Annotated in this window: 18 protein-coding genes; 12 read left to right on the top strand and 6 right to left on the bottom strand. The window is 63.4% G+C overall.

What is annotated here, in order from left to right:
* Positions 1–48: 48 nt before the first annotated feature.
* From paaA to NA29_RS24195, 8 genes are all read left to right on the top strand, one after another.
* Positions 49–1,056 carry a 1,2-phenylacetyl-CoA epoxidase subunit PaaA gene (gene paaA / locus NA29_RS24160; RefSeq protein WP_039393800.1) on the top strand — a complete coding sequence of 336 codons (1,008 nt, stop codon included), beginning with the start codon at positions 49–51 and terminating at the stop codon, positions 1,054–1,056.
* 45 nt (positions 1,057–1,101) lie between these two features.
* Positions 1,102–1,398, top strand: a complete 297-nt coding sequence (gene paaB, locus NA29_RS24165; RefSeq protein ID WP_039393802.1) for a 1,2-phenylacetyl-CoA epoxidase subunit PaaB — start codon at positions 1,102–1,104, stop codon at positions 1,396–1,398.
* 63 nt (positions 1,399–1,461) lie between these two features.
* Positions 1,462–2,265 carry a 1,2-phenylacetyl-CoA epoxidase subunit PaaC gene (gene paaC / locus NA29_RS24170; RefSeq protein WP_039393804.1) on the top strand — a complete coding sequence of 268 codons (804 nt, stop codon included), beginning with the start codon at positions 1,462–1,464 and terminating at the stop codon, positions 2,263–2,265.
* A 16-nt stretch (positions 2,266–2,281) separates the two neighbouring features.
* A complete protein-coding gene (gene paaD / locus NA29_RS24175) occupies positions 2,282–2,890 on the top strand; it encodes a 1,2-phenylacetyl-CoA epoxidase subunit PaaD (RefSeq protein ID WP_072633375.1) in 609 nt (202 codons plus the stop codon).
* 44 nt (positions 2,891–2,934) lie between these two features.
* Entirely contained in the window at positions 2,935–4,023 is a 1,089-nt protein-coding gene (gene paaE / locus NA29_RS24180) for a 1,2-phenylacetyl-CoA epoxidase subunit PaaE (RefSeq protein WP_039393805.1), read from the top strand.
* A 209-nt stretch (positions 4,024–4,232) separates the two neighbouring features.
* A complete protein-coding gene (locus tag NA29_RS24185; protein WP_039393806.1) occupies positions 4,233–5,021 on the top strand; it encodes a DUF1835 domain-containing protein in 789 nt (262 codons plus the stop codon).
* A 9-nt stretch (positions 5,022–5,030) separates the two neighbouring features.
* A complete protein-coding gene (locus tag NA29_RS24190; protein ID WP_039393807.1) occupies positions 5,031–5,687 on the top strand; it encodes a TetR/AcrR family transcriptional regulator in 657 nt (218 codons plus the stop codon).
* A gap of 244 nt (positions 5,688–5,931) precedes the next feature.
* Complete coding sequence (locus NA29_RS24195; protein ID WP_039393809.1) at positions 5,932–6,588, top strand: GNAT family N-acetyltransferase; 657 nt, start codon at positions 5,932–5,934, stop codon at positions 6,586–6,588.
* Between the two features lie 81 nt (positions 6,589–6,669).
* On the opposite strand, the gene NA29_RS24200 is transcribed toward NA29_RS24195, so the two are convergent.
* Positions 6,670–7,158: an Lrp/AsnC family transcriptional regulator gene (locus NA29_RS24200; protein WP_039393811.1), complete on the bottom strand. Its 489-nt coding sequence runs from the start codon at positions 7,156–7,158 to the stop codon at positions 6,670–6,672.
* 242 nt (positions 7,159–7,400) lie between these two features.
* A complete protein-coding gene (locus tag NA29_RS24205; RefSeq protein ID WP_039393813.1) occupies positions 7,401–7,610 on the bottom strand; it encodes a hypothetical protein in 210 nt (69 codons plus the stop codon).
* 628 nt (positions 7,611–8,238) lie between these two features.
* Between NA29_RS24205 and NA29_RS24210 the strand changes: the two genes are divergently transcribed.
* Positions 8,239–11,805 (top strand): indolepyruvate ferredoxin oxidoreductase family protein, encoded by a 3,567-nt coding sequence (locus NA29_RS24210; RefSeq protein WP_039393818.1) that lies wholly within the window; start codon positions 8,239–8,241, stop codon positions 11,803–11,805.
* Between the two features lie 133 nt (positions 11,806–11,938).
* Here the strand turns inward: NA29_RS24210 and NA29_RS24215 are convergent, their stop codons facing one another.
* Both NA29_RS24215 and NA29_RS24220 read right to left on the bottom strand, forming a co-directional pair.
* Positions 11,939–14,218, bottom strand: coding sequence for an NADP-dependent malic enzyme (locus NA29_RS24215; protein WP_039393820.1), 2,280 nt, complete (start codon positions 14,216–14,218; stop codon positions 11,939–11,941).
* A gap of 337 nt (positions 14,219–14,555) precedes the next feature.
* Positions 14,556–15,803, bottom strand: a complete 1,248-nt coding sequence (locus NA29_RS24220) for an MFS transporter (RefSeq protein WP_039393822.1) — start codon at positions 15,801–15,803, stop codon at positions 14,556–14,558.
* 387 nt (positions 15,804–16,190) lie between these two features.
* Between NA29_RS24220 and NA29_RS24225 the strand changes: the two genes are divergently transcribed.
* Positions 16,191–16,880, top strand: a complete 690-nt coding sequence (locus tag NA29_RS24225; protein ID WP_039393823.1) for an orotate phosphoribosyltransferase — start codon at positions 16,191–16,193, stop codon at positions 16,878–16,880.
* A 115-nt stretch (positions 16,881–16,995) separates the two neighbouring features.
* Positions 16,996–17,394 (top strand): fluoride efflux transporter CrcB, encoded by a 399-nt coding sequence (gene crcB, locus NA29_RS24230; protein ID WP_039393825.1) that lies wholly within the window; start codon positions 16,996–16,998, stop codon positions 17,392–17,394.
* Positions 17,395–17,475: 81 nt separating this feature from the next.
* Here crcB and NA29_RS24235 read toward each other — a convergent pair whose 3' ends face one another.
* Positions 17,476–18,333, bottom strand: coding sequence for a helix-turn-helix transcriptional regulator (locus NA29_RS24235; protein ID WP_039393827.1), 858 nt, complete (start codon positions 18,331–18,333; stop codon positions 17,476–17,478).
* Between the two features lie 161 nt (positions 18,334–18,494).
* Between NA29_RS24235 and NA29_RS24240 the strand changes: the two genes are divergently transcribed.
* Entirely contained in the window at positions 18,495–19,292 is a 798-nt protein-coding gene (locus tag NA29_RS24240; protein WP_039393829.1) for a class I SAM-dependent methyltransferase, read from the top strand.
* A gap of 94 nt (positions 19,293–19,386) precedes the next feature.
* Here NA29_RS24240 and NA29_RS24245 read toward each other — a convergent pair whose 3' ends face one another.
* Positions 19,387–20,172, bottom strand: coding sequence for a peptidylprolyl isomerase (locus NA29_RS24245; protein ID WP_072633376.1), 786 nt, complete (start codon positions 20,170–20,172; stop codon positions 19,387–19,389).
* Positions 20,173–20,220: the final 48 nt, after the last annotated feature.

A 20,220-nucleotide genomic window follows, 5' to 3' on the forward strand; every position in this document is an offset into this window, starting at 1 on the left:
GGTTTATAATGCGTTCCATATCCCCACATGCCGCGGAGGCCTTCCTCTATGTATACGCAAGCCATCGATCTGGCCGGCAATAGCCCCAAGGGCGTGCAAGCCCTGAGCGAGGCCGAGCAGGCGCAGCAAGCTCGCTTCGACGCGCGGGTCGCCGCCGACCAGAAGATCGAGCCGCAGGACTACATGCCTGCCGAGTATCGCAAGACGCTCGTTCGCCAGATCTCGCAGCACGCGCACTCGGAAGTCGTCGGCATGCTGCCGGAAGGCAACTGGATCTCGCGCGCGCCCAGCCTCAAACGCAAAGCCATCCTGCTCGCCAAAGTGCAGGACGAAGCCGGTCACGGTCTCTATCTCTATTCCGCCGCCGAAACGCTCGGCACGTCGCGCGACCAGATGATCGACGCCCTGCACTCCGGCAAGGCCAAGTACTCCAGCATTTTCAACTACCCCACCCTCACGTGGGCCGACGTCGGTGTGATCGGCTGGCTGGTCGACGGCGCGGCCATCATGAACCAGGTGCCCCTGTGCCGCTGCTCGTACGGTCCGTACGCGCGCGCCATGATTCGTGTGTGCAAGGAAGAGTCGTTCCACCAGCGTCAGGGCTTCGACGCCCTGCTCGCCATGATGAGCGGCACGCAATCCCAGCGCGACATGGTTCAGGAAGCGGTGAACCGCTGGTGGTGGCCGGTGCTGATGATGTTCGGCCCGAGCGACAAGGAATCCATCCACAGCACCCAGACCATGAAGTGGGGCATCAAGCGAATCTCGAACGACGACCTGCGTCAGAAGTTCGTCGATGCCGCCATCGAACAGGCCAAGGTGCTCGGCGTGACCTTCCCCGACCCGGATCTGAAGTGGAACGAAGCCCGCAAGGCCCACGACTACGGCGAGATCGACTGGAGCGAATTCTGGCGCGTGGTCGGCGGTGACGGCCCGTGCAACAAGGAACGTGTCGGCACCCGCGTGGCCGCCCACGAAAAAGGCGCCTGGGTGCGCGATGCCGCCCTCGCCCACGCAGCGAAACAGCGCCAGCGCGCCGAGAAGCAGGCTGCATAAGCGGTCGCAAGAGCGCGCCGCCCTCACAAGACATCAGGAACGATCATGACGCAAGCAAGCAACAAGGAATGGCCCCTCTGGGAAGTGTTCGTGCGCAGCAAGATGGGCCTCGAACACAAGCACAGCGGCAGCCTGCACGCCGCCGACGCCGAGATGGCGCTGCGCATGGCGCGCGACGTCTACACGCGCCGTCAGGAAGGCGTGAGCATCTGGGTCGTGCCCTCGGTCGCCATCACGGCCTCGGCACCGGAAGACAAGGCCGAGCTATTCGATCCGGCCGCCGACAAGATCTACCGTCACCCGACCTTCTACCAGCTGCCGGAAGAAGTGAACCACATGTAAGCGGCTGCGCGCCGGCGTGACGAAACGCACGTCAATGGCGCGCCCCAAGCGAGACCCCAGAACATGAAACCGACGCAGGAACATCTGTCCTATCTGCTGCGCCTCGCCGACAACGCGCTGATCCTCGGTCAGCGCAACGCGGAATGGTGTGGTCACGGCCCCGTGCTGGAAGAAGACATCGCGCTCACCAACCTGAGCCTCGATCTCATCGGCCAGGCACGCATGCTGTATCAGCACGCCGCCCAGCTCGAAACCGAACTCACCGGCTTCGCGAAGCAGGAAGATGACTACGCCTTCTGGCGCGACGAATTCGCCTTCCGTAACTGGACACTCGTCGAGTTGCCCCACTACGGCCCGACCGCCGGTACCACGGCCGCCGAGCGCGATTACGCCGTCACCATCGTGCGCAACTTCCTCTACTCGGCCCTGATGGTCGAAGTGTGGCAAGCACTCGCGCAGTCGACCGACGAAACGCTCGCCGCCATCGCCGCCAAATCGGTCAAGGAAGCGCACTACCACCTGCACCACGCACGCGACTGGCTCGTGCGCTTCGGCGACGGCACGGAAGAATCGCATCGCCGCGCGCAGGCCGCGCTCGACTATCTCGTGCCGTACATGAACGAGATCTTCAAGCGCGACACGCTCGAAGACACGGTGGCCGCCGCCGGTACCGGCGTGACGATGGCCGATCTGAAGGACGCATGGCAAGCCACCGTCAACGATGCACTCGCGGAGGCCACGCTCACCGCGCCGGTCGGCGGTGCGTTCGAGAGCACGGGCAAGTTCGGTCACCACTCCGAACACATGAGCTATCTGCTCGGCGAGATGCAGGGTCTGGCCCGTCAGCATCCCGGCGCCACCTGGTAAGCCACGCGCGCACATCATGCCTACGACGAACATGTTTGCCGACGCGATGACGAATCTGCCGCTCACCCCTCCCGTTGCGCCCGACGTGCTCACGCCGGCCTCGGAGGCGTCGCTGCCGCTCGCCTGGCAAACGCTCGAAGCCGTGCCCGACCCGGAAATTCCGGTCGTGTCGATTCGGGAGCTCGGCATTCTGCGCGATGTGCGCGTCGTGACGAACGACGAAGGCCGCGCGGCGTTCGAGATCGTGATTACGCCCACGTACTCGGGCTGCCCGGCGATGCAGCAGATCGCCGAGGACATCGCCGCGGCCATGACGCGCGCAGGCCTCGGCCCCTGGCACGTCAAGACCGTGCTCGCCCCCGCATGGACGACGGACTGGATCAGCCCGGAAGCCCGCGAAAAACTGCGTGGCTACGGCATTGCGCCGCCCACAGGTGCGCAAGCCGTGTCCGCCGACGCGCCGCGCAAGATCACGTTCTACGGCCGACCGAAAGACGGCGTGCCGTGCCCGCACTGCGGCTCGACGCATACCGAAGTCGTCTCCGCCTTCGGATCGACCGCCTGCAAGGCGCATTACGTTTGCCGCTCGTGCCAAGAGCCGTTCGACTACTTCAAGCCATATTGATTGGCCAGATTGACCCCGCGCTTGATCCAATTGGGAAGCTGACAATGACGACCCCGCAATTCCATTCGCTGACGATTCGCGAAATCCGGCCCGAGACCGCCGACGCCATCTCCATCGCCTTCACGGTGCCGGACACGCTGCGCGACGCCTATCGCTTCACGCAAGGCCAGTTCCTCACGCTCAAGACCGAGATCGACGGCGAAGAAGCCCGTCGCTCCTACTCGATTTGCGTAGGCGTTCCCGAATACGAAGCCACGGGCGAACTGCGCGTGGGCATCAAGCGCGTGCCCGGCGGCAAGTTCTCGAACTTCGCGAACGATCAACTCAAGCCGGGACAGCAAATCGACGTGATGACGCCCGACGGCCGTTTCTTCACGCGCCTGTCGGCCACCAACGCCAAGCATTACGTCGGCTTCGCCGGTGGCTCGGGCATCACGCCGATGCTCGCGCTCATCAAGACCACGCTCGCAGCGGAGCCGGACAGCCAGTTCACGCTCGTCTACGGCAACCGCTCGGTGCCCGCGATCATGTTCGCCGAGTCGCTCGAAGACCTGAAGAACACGTATCTGGGCCGTCTGCGTCTGTATCACGTGCTGTCGGACGAAGCGCAGGAAGTCGAGCTGTTCAACGGTCTGCTCAATCAGGACAAGTGCAGCGCGTTCCTGGAGACGCTGATTCCCGCAGCGAGCATCGACGAAGCCTTCATCTGCGGCCCCGGCCCGATGATGGACGCCGCCGAAGCCGCCCTCGCCGCCGCCGGTGTCGCCAAGGAAAAGATCCACGTCGAGCGCTTCGGTGTGCCGTCGCCGCAAGCCGGTGCGAAGCCGGTCGTGATCACCGACGACACGCCGATGGCCGAGCTGGTCGTCGTGATGGACGGCAAAGAGCGTCGCCTGCGTCAGCCGTATGAAGGTCAGAGCATTCTGGACACGGGTCTCGCCGCAGGCCTGTCGCTGCCGTACGCCTGCAAGGGCGGCGTGTGCTGCACGTGCCGCGCCAAGGTGCTCGAAGGCGAAGTCGCCATGGAAAAGAACTACACGCTCGAAGACTACGAAGTCGAACAGGGCTTCGTGCTGACGTGCCAGGCGCGTCCGCTCACGGAGCGCGTCGTGGTCAGCTACGACGAGCGCTGATCGAAGCAGGCTTCGACGAAACCGAGACCGCGATGTCCCCAATGTCACCGGGATCGCGGTTTCGCCAGATCGAACGCCTGCTTGCCGCCGCGTGCGAACACGGCGGCAACGCAAGCGAAACCGGCATGAAATCCCGCGAATGCGTCGATTATTCCGGGCATTACGGGAGCGTCAACCCGAGGTAGCGGGAATACCGTAAACTATCGGGCATGAATACCATCCATGTCGTCTGTGGCGATATTGCCGCGCAGCAATTGCGTGCGGCGATGGCGCAAGCGCAACGTGCCGACCCTATCCTGGTTCTGCGCGACGATCTGGCCATCGGCCCGTTGCGTGAGATCGACGAGAACGAACGTCAGCGTGCCGCGTTCTGGCAGCGCGTCATGCCGTCGGCCGGCCGCGACTACGCCGGTGAGCTGCGCGAGGAACTGGCGTCGCTGCAACGCCTCGTCGAAGGCGACAACGCGGTGGTGTGCTGGCACGGCGATAGCGCGTCCGATCAGTTGACGCTGCGTCGTGTGGCCTTCATGCTGCGCGGCACGCCTGGCCGCCTGAACGAGATCTTGCTGCGAGGTAGCGACCTGACAGGCGCGGCGAACGGAAGCGACGCCTACCGTCGCACAAGCGTCGGCATGTACGCCCCGGAGGTGCTGGCCGAACGCTTCGTTCGTATCGCCCCGATCTCGCTGCTGCGCATTGGCCGTCTGTCGCTGGAATGGCGAGCGCTCAAGCAAGTGAATACGCAAGTCCGTCGCTGGGTGCACAACACGTTCGAAGGCGCGACGTTCGCCGAGATCGACGACCAGATTCTGACCCGCGCCCCGGTGGCCTGGACACCTATGGCGGCATTTCTCGGCGAAATGATGCCGCGCGTCGAAGGTTTTTTCGCCACCGACCGTTTTCTTTTGTGGCGCTGCCGCGAACTCGGTGCGGCAGGCCGACTCGCGTTACGCGGTGACACCACGGCCGCCGCCGCGTGCGATTTACGACTGGAGTAACCCCCGTTTATGGCACGTACCAAAGCGCCCGATCACGAATCGCAGCGCGAACAGATTCTCGACGTCGCCGCCGACGCCTTTGCCCGCGCGAGCTATCCGAGCACGTCGATGTCCGAACTGGCCGCCGCCTGCGGCACATCCAAGGCCCGGCTGTATCACTACTACGCCAGCAAGGACGCCATCCTCTTCGATCTGCTTGAGCGCTACACCAAGCGCCTGATGCTGATCGTCACCGAGGTCGAGGCGCTCGGCCAGCGTCGCGGCCTGTCGGAGCGCGACACCTTCCACGAACTGATCCGTGCGTTCCTCGACGAATACGAGACATCGCAGACGCGTCACATCGCCCTGCTCAACGACGTCAAGTTCCTGAACGACGAGCAACGCGAGATCGTGCTCAACCGCCAGCGTGATGTCGTCGCGGCGTTTGCACGCCAACTCACGCGCGCGTTCCCCGACCGGGTCGCAAAGCACAATCAGACCGCGCTGACGATGATGCTGTTCGGCATGATCAACTGGACCTTCACGTGGCTCAAACCGGGCGGCCGCATGCGTTATCGCGACTTCGCCAACGAAGTCATCGCGGTGCTCGAACATGGCCTTGCAGCCCCATTGCCTGACGGCATCGAAGCCGCCATTCCAGCCCCGGCGATGCCCGCGAAGCCTTAATCGGAGTTAGTGATCACTCTCACAAAAAGGGCGAATTCTCGCCCTTTTTTGTTGCCTCGCAGCAACTCTTATAGATGAGTCGTCAGAAGAGAAATCCAGAAAAGACGCCATTCTTCAGAGACTTAGACGCTTCCCTCCAGGGTTCGGACTTAATTTCCTAGGGTTTTTACCTAGCCCTTCGGGTATAATTCTTTTGCGTCGCACAATCAGGTGGACGCACTAAAGATTACCCAAGGATTACGCCATGACTGCCCCGAACCACACGCCCGACGTCGCACGCGCGACGGTTGCCGCCAACGAGCGGTCGAGCGTGCTGATTCGTGAGCTGACGTCCGGCGACATCCATCGACTCCAGCGCCATTTCCTGGCGCTCGGCGAAGAAGACCGCCTGCTGCGCTTCGGTCAGGCCGTCTCCGACGACATCATCACGCGCTACGTCGCCAGCCTCGATTTCTCCCGTGACAGCGTCTTTGGCGTCTATGACGACAATCTCGCGCTCGTCGCCGTGGCTCACGTCGCGCAACTGCCGGAAGGCAAGAACGGCCGTGTCGCGGAGTTCGGCGTCTCGGTGCTCGAATCGGCCCGTGGCCTGGGCATCGGCTCGCGTCTGTTCGAGCGCGCTGCGATCCATTGCCGCAACAAGCGCGTCGACACGCTGTACATGCACTGCCTGTCGCGCAACGCCCGCATGATGCGCATTGCGAAGAAGGCCGGTATGGAGATCAACTTTGCCTACGGCGAGGCAGACGGCTACCTGAGCCTGCCCCCGGCCGACACGCAGTCGATGCTCTCGGAAATGATGCAGGATCAGATCGCCGCGTTCGATTACGCGCTCAAGCGTCAGTTGCGCAACGCGCGTCGTCTGGTCGGTGCGCTGCTGCCGAATCAGCGCGCAGCCTGAACCCCGGCCTGACGCTTCGGCATCGCCCATGAAAAAACCCGGCCTCGGCCGGGTTTTTTGCTTTCGTTCATCGAACACGGTTCAGGGCAACGGCAGTGCCGTCGTTTCTTTCAACTGATCGAGCACGAAGCTGGTTTTGACGTCCACCACGCTCGGATGGACGAGCAGTTGCGTCTGCATGAAGCGCGAGAAATGCGCCATATCGCCCACATGCACGCGCAGGAGATAATCCATGTCGCCCGCCATCGCATAGCAGCCGACGACTTCCGACCACGAATCGACAACGCTGCGGAAATGTTCGATCACCGAACCGCCCTCGCCGTCGCCCGGGTGACGCTTGTCGAGTCGCACGTTCACATAGGCCAGCAATCCGAGCCCAAGCCGTGTAGGCTCCAGCAAGGCGACATAGCCGCGTATCACGCCAGCCTCTTCAAGGCGACGAATCCGACGCAGGCAAGGACTCGGCGAGAGCCGCACCTGTTCGGCGATTTCGAGATTGGAAAGACGCCCGTTGCTCTGTAGCAAGGCGAGAATCCGCCGGTCGATCTTGTCCAGTTCCAGCTTTGACATACCCCCTCCCTGTTTTTGGTATTTATGCGCAATATTATTGCGCACAAACCCACTTACTAGGAAGTTGGTATCAAAAATAGCCGGTTACGGGAAATTACACTGGATGGGAATCGAGAAAGCGGGCAAGAAAAAGGCGCCCACCGCTTCCGGCTGCGCCCTATGTCCGTCAATGACTGAGGGGGTTGAATGGAACGCCGACGTAGCCGTTCGGCGCTCGATTCGGGTGGATCGGGCCGACGGGATTATCGGCGCTGGAATTCTCGCGGGTCGATCGTGCGCTGGTCGAGCGGGCCTTCGTAACGCTGCGGCGTTTGGGTGGTGCGCTGCTGCGTAATGGGGGTAGGTTCGGCCGTCTTGTCGCGCGCCAGTTCGTCGGCGCGGGCGACGCTCACTTCCAGGGTCAGGAACGAAGCGGAAACCAGCAGGAATTTGGCGATGTTTCGTTGATTCACAGTGACTCCTTCTTACGTGTCGCTTTATTGTTGCTGCGTGCTTTCACAGCACGCTATGAATGTGCCCGAGGTGACGATAACGGTTTTGTCACGCATCGGGTAACGCATTAGTGAGCATTCTGCCCGCTGCGTTCCCGTTCGCCCCGCACCGTTACACGTTGTTACCCCCGTGTCAGAAGGCACCGACAAGCGTACGGTTGCCGACATAATCGCGACACAATGCCGCCATTTTGGGGATGATTCCTAAAGCGCGGAAGCGGCTCAATGCCGCACCTGTCGCTTATATGGGGGGTGCCCGGCCGGAAGACCAGACAGGGTTTACGCCAGACGTCTTACGTTTACGTAAACGTCATAATCCTCGTTATACTGCCGTCGATCGGCAACCCATGGAACGTCACCGCCAACGTCATCCGTCGTCAGGCAATGGCATGACACCGGTGCTACCATGAGTCCGACTGGCATCAGCATCACGAAAAAGGCCCCGCCCGACGAGTGACATCACGAATGTGAGCCCTCGGAAGCGCAAAATCAAAAGGCCGGCATTCACGCTGCCGTCCTGCTTCACGAGAGCGGGAGGGGCAGGAAGTTTTGGCGATCCCAAAATCAGTGAGAGTGAGGAGCACACCCCATGAACGCCCCCGTCAATCCGAGCTTGCTGGCCGCACTAGAATCGGTCACGCTCGACGACAAATACACGCTCGAGCGCGGTCGCGCTTACATGAGCGGCATCCAGGCCCTGGTTCGACTACCGATGTTGCAGCAGGCGCGCGACGCCGCTGCCGGGCTCAATACCGCGGGTTTTATCTCGGGCTATCGCGGCTCGCCGCTGGGCGGTCTCGACCTCTCGCTATGGAAAGCGAAGCAGCACCTCGCCGGTCATAACATCGTCTTCCAGCCGGGCCTGAACGAAGACCTTGCGGCCACGGCCGTGTGGGGCTCGCAGCAGGTCAATCTGTACCCTGCCAAGTTCGATGGCGTGTTCTCCATGTGGTACGGCAAGGGTCCGGGCGTCGACCGCTCGATGGACGTGCTCAAGCACGGCAACTCGGCGGGCTCGTCGAAGCACGGCGGTGTGCTGGTGCTCGCAGGCGACGACCACGCCGCCAAATCCTCCACGCTCGCGCACCAGTCCGAACACGTCTTCAAGGCGGCCGGCATTCCGGTGCTGTTCCCGTCGAACGTGCAGGAATACCTCGACTACGGTCTGCACGGCTGGGCGATGAGCCGCTACTCCGGCCTGTGGGTCGCGATGAAGTGCGTGACGGACGTGGTCGAATCGTCGGCCTCGGTGATGATCGATCCGCACAACGTCGACATCCGTCTGCCGAACGATTTCATCATGCCGCCCGACGGCCTGAACATCCGCTGGCCCGATCCGCCGCTGGTGCAGGAAGCGCGGATGATCGACTACAAGTGGTACGCCGCCCTCGCCTACATTCGCGCCAACAAGCTCGATCGCGTGACGGTCGACTCGCCCAATGCGCGCTTCGGCATCATGACGGGCGGCAAGGCGTACCTCGACGTGTGCCAGGCGCTTGCCGACCTCGGCCTCGACGACGCCACGTGCCAGCGCATTGGCATCCGTCTGTACAAAGTGGGCTGTGTGTGGCCGCTCGAAGCGCAGGGAGCGCGCGCGTTCGCACAAGGGCTTCAGGAAATTCTGGTGGTCGAGGAAAAGCGTCAGATCCTCGAATACCAAATCAAGGAAGAGCTGTACAACTGGCGCGACGACGTGCGTCCGCGCGTGTACGGCAAGTTCGACGAAAAGGACGGCGCGGGTGGCGAATGGTCGGTGCCGATGGCCAACTGGCTGCTGCCCGCCCATTACGAACTCTCGCCCGCGCTCATCGCGAAAGCCATTGCCACACGTCTGGAAAAGTTCGAGTTGCCGAGCGATGTGCGCGAGCGCATCGCCGCGCGTTTGCGTGTGATCGAGGCCAAGGAGCAAGCGCTATCCAAGCCGCGCATCGCCGTGGAGCGCAAGCCGTGGTTCTGCTCGGGCTGCCCGCACAACACGTCGACCAACGTGCCCGAAGGTTCGCGCGCCATCGCGGGCATCGGCTGCCACTACATGACCGTGTGGATGGACCGCAAGACGGACACCTTCTCGCAGATGGGCGGCGAAGGCGTGCCCTGGATCGGTCAGGCGCCGTTCTCATGCGACGAACACATCTTCGCGAACCTCGGCGACGGCACCTACTTCCACTCGGGTCTGCTGGCGATTCGCGCAGCGATCTCGTCGAAGGTCAACATCACCTACAAGATTTTGTACAACGATGCGGTCGCGATGACCGGAGGCCAGCCGGTCGACGGCACGCTTACCGTGCCGCAGATCGTGGCGCAGGTCGACGCAGAAGGTGCGGCGAAGATCGTCATCGTGACGGACGAGCCCGAGAAGTACGACGGCGTGAAGCTCGTCGGCGACATTCCCGTTTATCACCGCAGCGAACTCGACCGCGTGCAGCGCGAACTGCGTCTGGTGAAGGGCACGTCGATCCTGATTTACGACCAGACGTGCGCCACGGAGAAGCGCCGCCGCCGCAAACGCGGTGCGTATCCCGATCCGGCCAAGCGTGTGGTCATCAACGAGTCGGTCTGCGAAGGCTGCGGCGACTGCTCGGTGAAGTCGAACTGTCTGTCGGTGGAGCCGCTGGAGACGGAATTCGGCACGAAGCGCCAGATCAACCAATCGACGTGCAACAAGGACTTCTCATGCCTGAACGGCTTCTGCCCGAGCTTCGTGACGGTGGAAGGCGGCCAGCTCCGTAAGCCCAAGACGGCACAGGTCGACAGCAGCGGTCTGCCGCCGTTGCCGGAACCGGCACTGCCTGCGATTGCGCGTCCGTATGGCATTCTCGTGACGGGCGTGGGCGGCACGGGCGTGGTGACCATCGGCGGGCTGCTCGGCATGGCAGCGCACCTGGAGAACAAGGGTGTCACGACGCTCGACGTGACCGGCCTCGCCCAGAAGGGCGGCGCGGTGACGAGCCACGTGCAGATTGCGCAACAGCCCGAAGACATTCACGCCACGCGTATCGCCATGGGCGACGCGCGCGTAGTAATCGGCTGCGACGCCATCACGACCGCCAGCGACGACACGCTCTCGCGCGTCCAGCACGGCGTGACGAACATCGTCGTGAACAGCGCACACACGCCGACGGCCGAGTTCATCCGCAACCCGAACTGGCGGTTCCCCGGCGCAAGCACGGAGAACGACATTCGGGCAGCGGCGGGCGAGAACGTCGATTTCGTCGACGCGAACCATCTCTCGCTGCGACTGCTCGGCGACACGATCTACACGAACCCGTTCGTGCTGGGCTACGCGTGGCAAAAGGGCTGGGTGCCGCTGTCGTACGCAGCGCTCACGCGTGCCATCGAACTGAACGGCGTGGCCATCGAGAAGAATAAGCAAGCGTTCGAGTGGGGACGCCGCGCCGCACACGACCTCGCCACGGTGCGCAAGCTCGCGCAGCAAGGCGAAGCACCCGAGTCGGCGGCCACCGGCGGCAAGCTGATCACGCTGCATTCGCCGCGAGCGCTCGACTTGCTGATTCAGCGTCGCTACGACCAGCTCGTCGCGTATCAGGACCGTGCTTACGCAGAGCGCTTCAAGCAGACGGTGGACCGTGTGCGTGCTGCCGAATCGGCGCTGCCGAACGAGAACGCACAAATGCCGCTGACGGAAGCCGTCGCCCGTGCGCTGCACAAGCTCATGGCCTACAAGGACGAGTACGAAGTCGCGCGTCTGTACACCGATCCGGCGTTCATGAAGAAGCTCAACGAGCAGTTCGAAGGCGACTTCTCGCTGCGCTTCCATCTCGCGCCGCCGTCGCTCGCCAAGCATGACGACAAGGGCCATCTCGTGAAGAAGGCGTACGGCCCCTGGATGATGAAGGCGTTCGGCGTGCTGGCGAAGTTCAAGGGCCTGCGTGGCGGGGCGTTCGATATCTTCGGTCGGACGGAAGAGCGTCGCACGGAGCGCGCGCTGATCGGCGAGTATGAAGCGCTGGTGAACGAACTGCTGTCCCGTCTGAACGAGCACAACGTCTCTCTGGCCGTGCAACTCGCGGAACTGCCGCAGGAGATTCGCGGCTATGGACACGTCAAGGAGCAGAATCTCGCCGCCACGCGCATCAAGTGGACGAAGCTGCTTACGCAGTTCCGTGATGGTGATTCGCATCGCGTTGCTGCCTGACTCGACGACACTGACGACGGCTGTCCCATAAAAAATCCCGCCAGCGCGTAAGCGACTGGCGGGATTTTTTTATGCGCTTTCGAAGGCGACGCTCACCGGCAATGCACCGGCGGATGCCTTCGTCAGTATGGCATCAACGCGTGACGTTCGCCGCAGCCACGGCCGTCATGTTGATGATGCGGCGCACCGTCGCGGCCGGCGTCAGGATATGAACCGGCTTGGCGCAGCCCAGCAGGAACGGACCCACCGTCACGCCTTCGCCGCCCGTCATCTTGAGCAGGTTGTACGTGATGTTGGCCGCTTCCACGTTCGGCATGACGAGCAGGTTCGCTTCGCCCGACAGACGCGATGCCGGGTAAGCAGCGCGACGGATCGTCTCCGACAGCGCGGCGTCGCCGTGCATTTCGCCATCCACTTCCAGCGACGGGGCACGCGCGGCCAGCAGTTCAGCGGCGCGTGCCATGCGCTGAGCCGATGCCGACTTCACGCTGCCGAAGTTCGAGTTCGAGAGCAGCGCCACCTTCGGGGCGATGCCGAAGCGCTCGATTTCCTTCGCGGCCAGCACGGTCATTTCGGCGAGCTGTTCCGACGTCGGCACTTCGTTCACATACGTGTCGCTGATGAACAGGTTGCGGTTCTCCAGCATCAGCAGGTTCATCGCCGCGTAGTTCTCGACACCTGCAGCACGGCCCAGCACCTGATCGACCACATCCAGATGGCGGTGGTACGTATCGATCATGCCGCAGACCATACCGTCGGCTTCGCCCAGATGCACGAGGATCGCACCGATCAGGGTGTTGTCCTTGCGCATGGCCGCCTTGGCGACTTCCGGCGTCACACCATGGCGTGCGCCGAGGTTGTGATACGCCTGCCAGCAGCGCTGATAGCGCGCGTCGTCTTCCGGATTCACGATCTCGAAGTCGACACCCGGCTTGAGCTTCGAGCCGATCTTCTGCAGACGCATTTCCACCACGGCCGGACGACCGATGATGATCGGCTTGGCGATACGCTCGGCCAGCACGAACTGGGCGGCGCGCAGCACGCGCTCGTCTTCGCCTTCGGCGAACACGATACGGGCGGCATCGTTACCGAAGCGGGCACGCGCGGCAGCGAACACCGGACGCATGATGAAGCCGGTGCGATACACGGTCGTGCCGAGTTGTTCGCGATAGGCGTCCATGTCCTTGATCGGACGCGTGGCCACACCCGAATCCATTGCGGCTTGCGCCACGGCCGGAGCGATCTTGATGATCAGCCGCGGATCGAACGGCTTCGGAATGATGTATTCCGGGCCGAATTCGAGCGACTGGCCTTCATAGGCACGCGCGACTTCTTCGCTTTGCTCTTCTTCCTGCGCCAGTTCGGCGATGGCACGCACGGTGGCGAGCTTCATCTCTTCCGTAATGGTGGTGGCACCCACGTCGAGCGCGCCACGGAAGATGAACGGGAAGCACAGCACGTTGTTGACCTGGTTCGGGTAGTCCGAACGGCCCGTGGCGATGATGCAGTCCGGACGCGCAGCCTTCGCGATTTCCGGGCGGATTTCCGGCTCCGGGTTGGCGAGCGCGAGAATCAGCGGCTTCGTGCCCATCGTCTTGACCATGTCGGCGCTCAGCACGCCGGCGGTCGAGCAGCCGAGGAACACGTCTGCGCCGTTGCTGGCGTCGGCCAGCGTACGCGCGTCGGTCGCCACGGCGTAACGCGCCTTGCTCTCGTCGAGCTTGTCGCGGCCGGTGTGGATCACGCCCTTCGAGTCGAGAACGAGAATGTTCTCTTTCTTGAGGCCGAGGTTCACCAACAGATCCAGACAGGCGATGGCGGCAGCGCCTGCGCCCGAGCAGACCAGCTTGACCTTTGCGATGTCCTTGCCAACGACCTTCAGGCCGTTGAGGATAGCGGCCGAAGCGATGATGGCGGTGCCGTGCTGATCGTCGTGGAAGACCGGAATCTTCATGCGCTCACGCAGCTTCTTCTCGATGTAGAAGCACTCCGGCGCCTTGATGTCTTCGAGGTTGATGCCGCCCAGCGTCGGCTCCAGCATGGCGATGGCTTCGACCAGCTTGTCCGGGTCGTGCTCGGCGAGTTCGATGTCGAACACGTCGATACCGGCGAACTTCTTGAACAGGCAGCCCTTGCCTTCCATGACCGGCTTGGCGGCGAGCGGGCCGATGTTGCCCAGACCCAGCACGGCCGTACCGTTGGTAATCACGCCCACGAGGTTGCTGCGCGACGTGTAGCGATTGGCGGCGAGGGGGTCTTCCGCAATGGCTTCACAGGCGTAGGCCACGCCGGGGGAGTAAGCCAGCGACAGATCGATCTGGTTCGACAGCGGCTTGGTCGGCGTCACCGAGATTTTGCCCGGACGCGGATTCTCGTGGTACGCCAGGGCGCTTTGTTTCAGTTGTTCATCCATATCTCGATACCTAAGAACTGGGCGACGGCCGGGCCTGTGCCGCATGCGGGCAGCGTCTGGACTCAGCCGTCTTTTGACGGATCACGGCGGGGGGAAGAGCCAACCGGAGGGATTCGGCGATTGTGTCGTCGACGGGGTTCTTCACAGCGCAATGGCGTGATGACCATCGCTTCCCCGATCCTGAATACCGCGCTCGCGCGCGTCGGACCGTGGGACTTGCGGCGGCCGGTGCTCACCGCAGGACGCAAAGTGTACACCTTGCGCCAGAAGCGTGATGCCGCACGCGCAGCAAGGCTGGCGTGCGGCTGGGAATGCGTTCGCGCCTTACGGCAGGGACTTACAGCAATGCTTCGCCGCGACGTTCGGGGATCAGGAACAGCGTCGCGAGAATGTCGAGCACATAGATGCCAGCGAGGAACACGAGCGCCATCTTGAACGAGTACGCTGCCGCCAGCGCACCGACCGTCAGCGGGCCGAAGCCGCCGACCGCACGGCCGATATTGAACAGCACGTTTTGCGCCGTGGCGCGCGCCGCCGTCGGATACAGCTCCGAAATCAGCGCGCCGTAGCCGCCGATCATGCCGTTCACGAACATGCCCATCACCGCGCCGCCGATGAGCAGCGCGAACTGCGACTGAAGCTGCGCGTAGACGAACACCATGACGACCGCGCCGATCTGATAGCCGATGAACGTGGGGCGACGCCCGAACCGATCGGCCAGACGGCCGAACAACCAGATGCCGAACGCCATGCCCAGCACGGTCACGGCCGTCCACATGGCCGACTTGGTGAGCGAATAGCCGAACGTCTTCGACAGATACGAGGGCATCCAGATCATCAGGCCGTAGTAGCCGAAGTTCTGCACCGAACACAGGATGGCCACGCCGAGGCTTGCGCGCGTAGTCGCACAATCTTTCACCAGCAGCTTGAGCGGCGCGTGTTCGCGCGGCTGTTGCTGTTGGGCGAGGAACATCTCCGGCTCGCCCAGCGTGCGACGCATCACGAACGACACCACCGCAGGCAGCAAACCGACGGCGAACATGCCGCGCCAGCCGATGACCGGCAGCAGCAGCGGCGTAAGCAGTGCAGCAGCCAACACCCCGGCCTGCCAGCCAAGACCTACGAACGAGGACGCGCGCGCACGGCGTTCCGGCGCGCAGGCTTCCGCCGCCAGCGCCATGCCGATGCCGAACTCGCCGCCCAAACCGATACCGGCGATGGTCCGGTACGCCAGCAGATCCCAGTAGCCCTGCGCCAGCGAGCACAGACCGGTGAACACCGCGAACAGCAGAATCGTCCACGAGAGCACACGCACCCGGCCGTAGCGGTCCGAGAGCATGCCGAAGACGATACCGCCGACGACCGCACCGATGAGCGTCCACGTCACGAGCGCGCCAGACTGCGCACTGGAGAGCGCCAGATCGGCCGCGATGGCGGGCAGGATGAAGCCGAGGATCAGCAGATCGAAGCCGTCCATGGCGTAGCCGATGGCCGAAGCCCACAGGGCGCGGTTCGCGTAAGCGGTGTCTTGCTTGGCGACGGTGGAGGCCGGTGCGGCAAGGGAAGGCGAGGAATCGTTGGGCATGGGAATGGTCTGGACCGGTCTGAATTTCGGCGAGAGTGTATGCCTGTCATAAAGGCTCGGCAACTGTCTCTTTTTTTGGACACGTCTGTCGGAGAGGCTCTTTCATATGCGCCGTGCGCGCACACTGTGCGTACTAGTGCGTCGACGAATGTACGCTCAGTGCATAATTGACGTCGCATCTGCTGAAACTTGTGGCATAATTCGCGTTTAAGCGCAGGCCGTTCGTCGCAAGACGCGTCGCCCGCTGCCTCAGACGGTGTCCCGCCACAGTAAGCTGTTGATCTGCGTAGCCTGTTTTGCGCGGTATCGGGCGCGGTACATCGCTGACTCATCAACGACTCCTGGCTGCACGCCGCACGGCGGGCAGCTACGCTAAGGAACCGCATCATGATTGGCATCGACCGCCAGGCGATTTCCGACATCACCGCCAAGATCCTGCTCGAAGTGGGCGCGGTGCATTTCAACGCCGAGAAGCCGTACATCTTCACTTCGGGCTGGGCCAGCCCGGTCTACACCGACTGCCGCAAGCTGATCTCGTACCCGCGCGTGCGCCGTACGCTGATGGACTTCGCAGAGGCCGTCATCATTCAGGACGTGGGCTGCGAGCAGTTCGACACGGTCGCCGGCGGTGAAACCGCAGGTATTCCGTTCGCTGCCTGGATCGCCGACAAGCTGATGCTGCCGATGCAGTACGTCCGTAAAAAGCCGAAGGGTTTCGGTCGCAATGCGCAGATCGAAGGCGATCTGCCGGAAGGCTCGCGCGTGCTGCTCGTCGAAGATCTGACGACCGACGGCCGCAGCAAGATCAATTTCTGCAAGGCGCTGCGCGAAGCGGGTGCGAAGGTGAACCACGTGTTCGTGGTGTTCCACTACGACATCTTCCCGGAAAGCCGTCAGGTGCTTAAGGACATCGACGTGGAGCTGCACTCGCTGGCCACGTGGTGGGACGTGCTGCGTGTCGCGAAGCAGCAGAATCACTTCGACACGAAGACGCTCGACGAAGTCGAGAAATTCCTGCACGCACCGGCCGAGTGGTCGGGCGCGCACGGCGGCGCCACGTCGTTCCCGAAGGACTAAGTCCTTTGGCCATGTCAGTGGCAACGCGCGCAGTATTCGCTTGAGAGGCGAGGACGGTCAGCTTGAAACAGCTGGCCGTTTTTTTATTCTGTGGGATGGTCGGGAGGAATCACACATGCTGGCTTCGGTCGTCGCCATCAGCATCGGGGCTGCCCTCGGCGCGCTGCTGCGCTGGGTACTGAGCGTGCAACTCAACGCCATCCTGCCGACGCTTCCGCTCGGCACCCTCACCGCCAATCTCGGTGGCGGCTATCTCATCGGTATCGCCGTTGCGCTGTTCAGCTACATTCCGTCGATCCCCGTCGAGTGGCGGCTGTTCGTCGTCACCGGGTTTCTCGGCGGCCTCACCACTTTCTCGACGTTTTCCGCCGAAGTCACCACGCTGCTGCGCGAAGGCCAGATCGGCTGGGCGTCGTTCATCGTCGTCCTGCACGTGGGCGGCTCGCTGATCATGACACTGCTCGGCATGGCCACCGCTACGCTGCTCGTGCAGTGGCTGCGTCCTGCGGGTTGAGGGAAGGCTTAAGGGAAGGCCTAAGGGACGGATTAGGCAACGGATCAGCAACGTTTCGACTCAGCCCTTCGACGTCTCGGCTCACGCCAGCAACATGACCAGCTTGACGTCGTCGTGCCCCGACAGCCGGAACGTCACCTGCGCGAAATCGATGTCACCGCGCTCGGCGTGATGGAAACCGCGCCGTCCGCCTTCGCGCTCCACCACGTCCTGCTGCGACCACAGCGCCGCAAACACCGGGCTCTCACGTTGCAGCGCATCGGTCAGGGCGCGCACAGGCGTGTCGTCCAGATAGGCGCTGCACTCGGCGCGAAACTCGGCAACAACGCGCCGCGCACGGCTCTCCCAATCCTGAATCAACGTCCGTGCGCCTGCGTCGAGGAAGATGTAGCGCAGCAGGTTCTTCGTGGCAGTGCCACTTGCGCCGCCTGCACCGCCCGGCACATCGAGCCATCCACGAAAAATGTCGGCCGCCGCCGCGTTCCAGGCGAGCACATCCCAGCACCGGTCCAGCGCGTATGCGGGGGCGGCGATCGCCGCCACCGCCGCTTGCACCTGCGCCGTCGCGTGATGCGGCAGCGGTGCTGCGCCGCGCTCCGGATCGCGCTTACCCGCGAGGTCGAACAGATATGCCCGCTCGGCGCGCGAGAGCCGCAGCGCGCTCGCCACGGCGGCCAGCGCCCCCGCCGAGATCGATACCTCCCTCGCCTGCTCGATCCACGTGTACCAGGTCGACGACAAGCCGCATAACTGCGCGACCTCTTCGCGACGCAGCCCCGGTGTGCGTCGCCGTCCCATCGGCGGGAGACCGACGGCAGCGGGCGTCAGTCGCTCGCGATGAGCGCGCAGGAAGTCACCAAGCGCCCGACGCTGACGAGCGTCGTCGCTGTGGTGCGAAGTCGGCGTATGCTCGGCCGAAGGCGAGGAATGTGCGGGCATGGGGGTAGTTTTCATACCAGGATAAACAGGCAACTTGTACCGGTATCGATGAGCCATTATCGTGAGACCCATCGATGTCGCGCAAGCCCCCGGCACACACCGTGCAAGACGCGACAGATTGCGCCCCGCCCCACAAACGAAGGAGATTCCCCGTGAGCAATATGAGCGACACCCAGCGACCCAAAGCCTCCGCCTCGCATGACGCGCACAACGCCGTCGTCACCGGTCAGTTCGGCCCGCAGGCATCGGCCTATCTGACGAGCGCCAACCATGCACAGGGCGCCGATCTGGAGCAACTCGCCGCGATTGCCCGCGCGCACCCGAATGCGCAAGTCCTGGATCTGGGTTGCGGCGCAGGTCACGTAAGCTTCTTCACTGCGCCGCACGTCGCCCGTGTGGTGGCGTATGACCTCTCGGCGGACATGCTCGGCGTGGTCGCGGGCGAAGCGGCCAAGCGCGGGCTGACGAACGTCGACACGCAACTCGGCGCAGCGGAATCGCTGCCATTCGCCGACGCATCGTTCGATCTCGTCTTCAGCCGCTACAGCGCACACCATTGGGCGGATGTCGGTGCAGCGTTGCGCGAGATGCGGCGCGTGCTCAAGCCGGGCGGCCGTGTCGTGATCTGCGACGTCGCCTCCACTGGACAGCCGTTGTTCGACACCTACCTGCAAGCGGTGGAAGTGCTGCGCGACACCTCGCACGTGCGCAACTACTCGGCGGGTGAATGGCTGACGATGGCGGCTGGCGCGGGATTCTCGGTGGCATCGCTCACCCCGCGCACGCTCGACCTCGACTTCAAGACGTGGACGACACGCATGCGCACCCCGGCGCCGATGCAGGTCGCCATCCGCGCGTTGCAAACGGCGATGGCAGACAGCGTACGACAGCACTTCAAGATTCAGGACGACGGTTCTTTCACACTCGACACGCTCACGCTCGAACTGATCGTCGGCTGACGGCGGACGTCAAAAAAGGGCGCTGCCCGAACCGCTTCGTTGCTGAAGCCAGCTCGGGCAGCGCCCTTTTGCATTACGCGTGATGCCGTGCGCATTACTGCACGCGTTTCGGTTCCTCGCTTTCGCTCCAATCGCACGCGTCGTCGTTCTCGTCGTTCGCACCACTGATCTCGGCGGCGTCCGCGAGCAACGCCACATAGTGACGCAGCGCACGTGCGCGTGCCTGCTCGTACAACTGCGCCGCAATGCGCTCGGCCACGCGCTCGAACGGCGGCATGCGGCCCTTCACACGACGTTCGATACGCACGACATGAAAGCCGTAACGCGTATTGACGAGCCGCGGCAACACGCCCAGCCGGTCGCCACAAAACAGCACCAATTCGAACTCCGGCGCGCCGCTGCCACGCGCGAGCATGCCGAGGCTGCCGCCACTGCGTCCCGACGGACAATCCGACATGGCCTGCGCGACAGTTTCGAACGACGTCGGCTCTGCGAGCACGGCGTCGAGCGCGGACTGCGCGCGCCCCAACGTGCTGGAGAGCGGTACCCCTGCAGACAAGGCGAACAGGATGTGACTCGCCTGCACTTTGTCGCCCACGCGGAACTGGCCGGCGTGATCGTGAAAGTAGGTCCGGCACTCGGCTTCCGTGGGACGACGCACCTGCACGTCGCGCGTGAAGAGCGCGTCGACGACCGCGTCGTCGCTCGTCCCGCCATCCTCGGCCAGCAGGCGCAGATCGCGCGCCCGTTGGCGCAGCAACTCGCGACTCACGAGTGCGCGTTGCGCGGCCGCTTCCGGATCGGCCGCGTCCCGATGCTGATCGATCTCATCGGCGACGCGGCGTGCGTCGATGACAATACCGTTGACACTCAAAGACATGACGGACTCCAACAAAACGTTCACGGCCACCGCGCACTCGCCAGCAGC

Origin of the sequence: Pandoraea sputorum (genome assembly GCF_000814845.2) — a bacterium.
Taxonomy (GTDB): Bacteria; Pseudomonadota; Gammaproteobacteria; order Burkholderiales; family Burkholderiaceae; genus Pandoraea; species Pandoraea sputorum.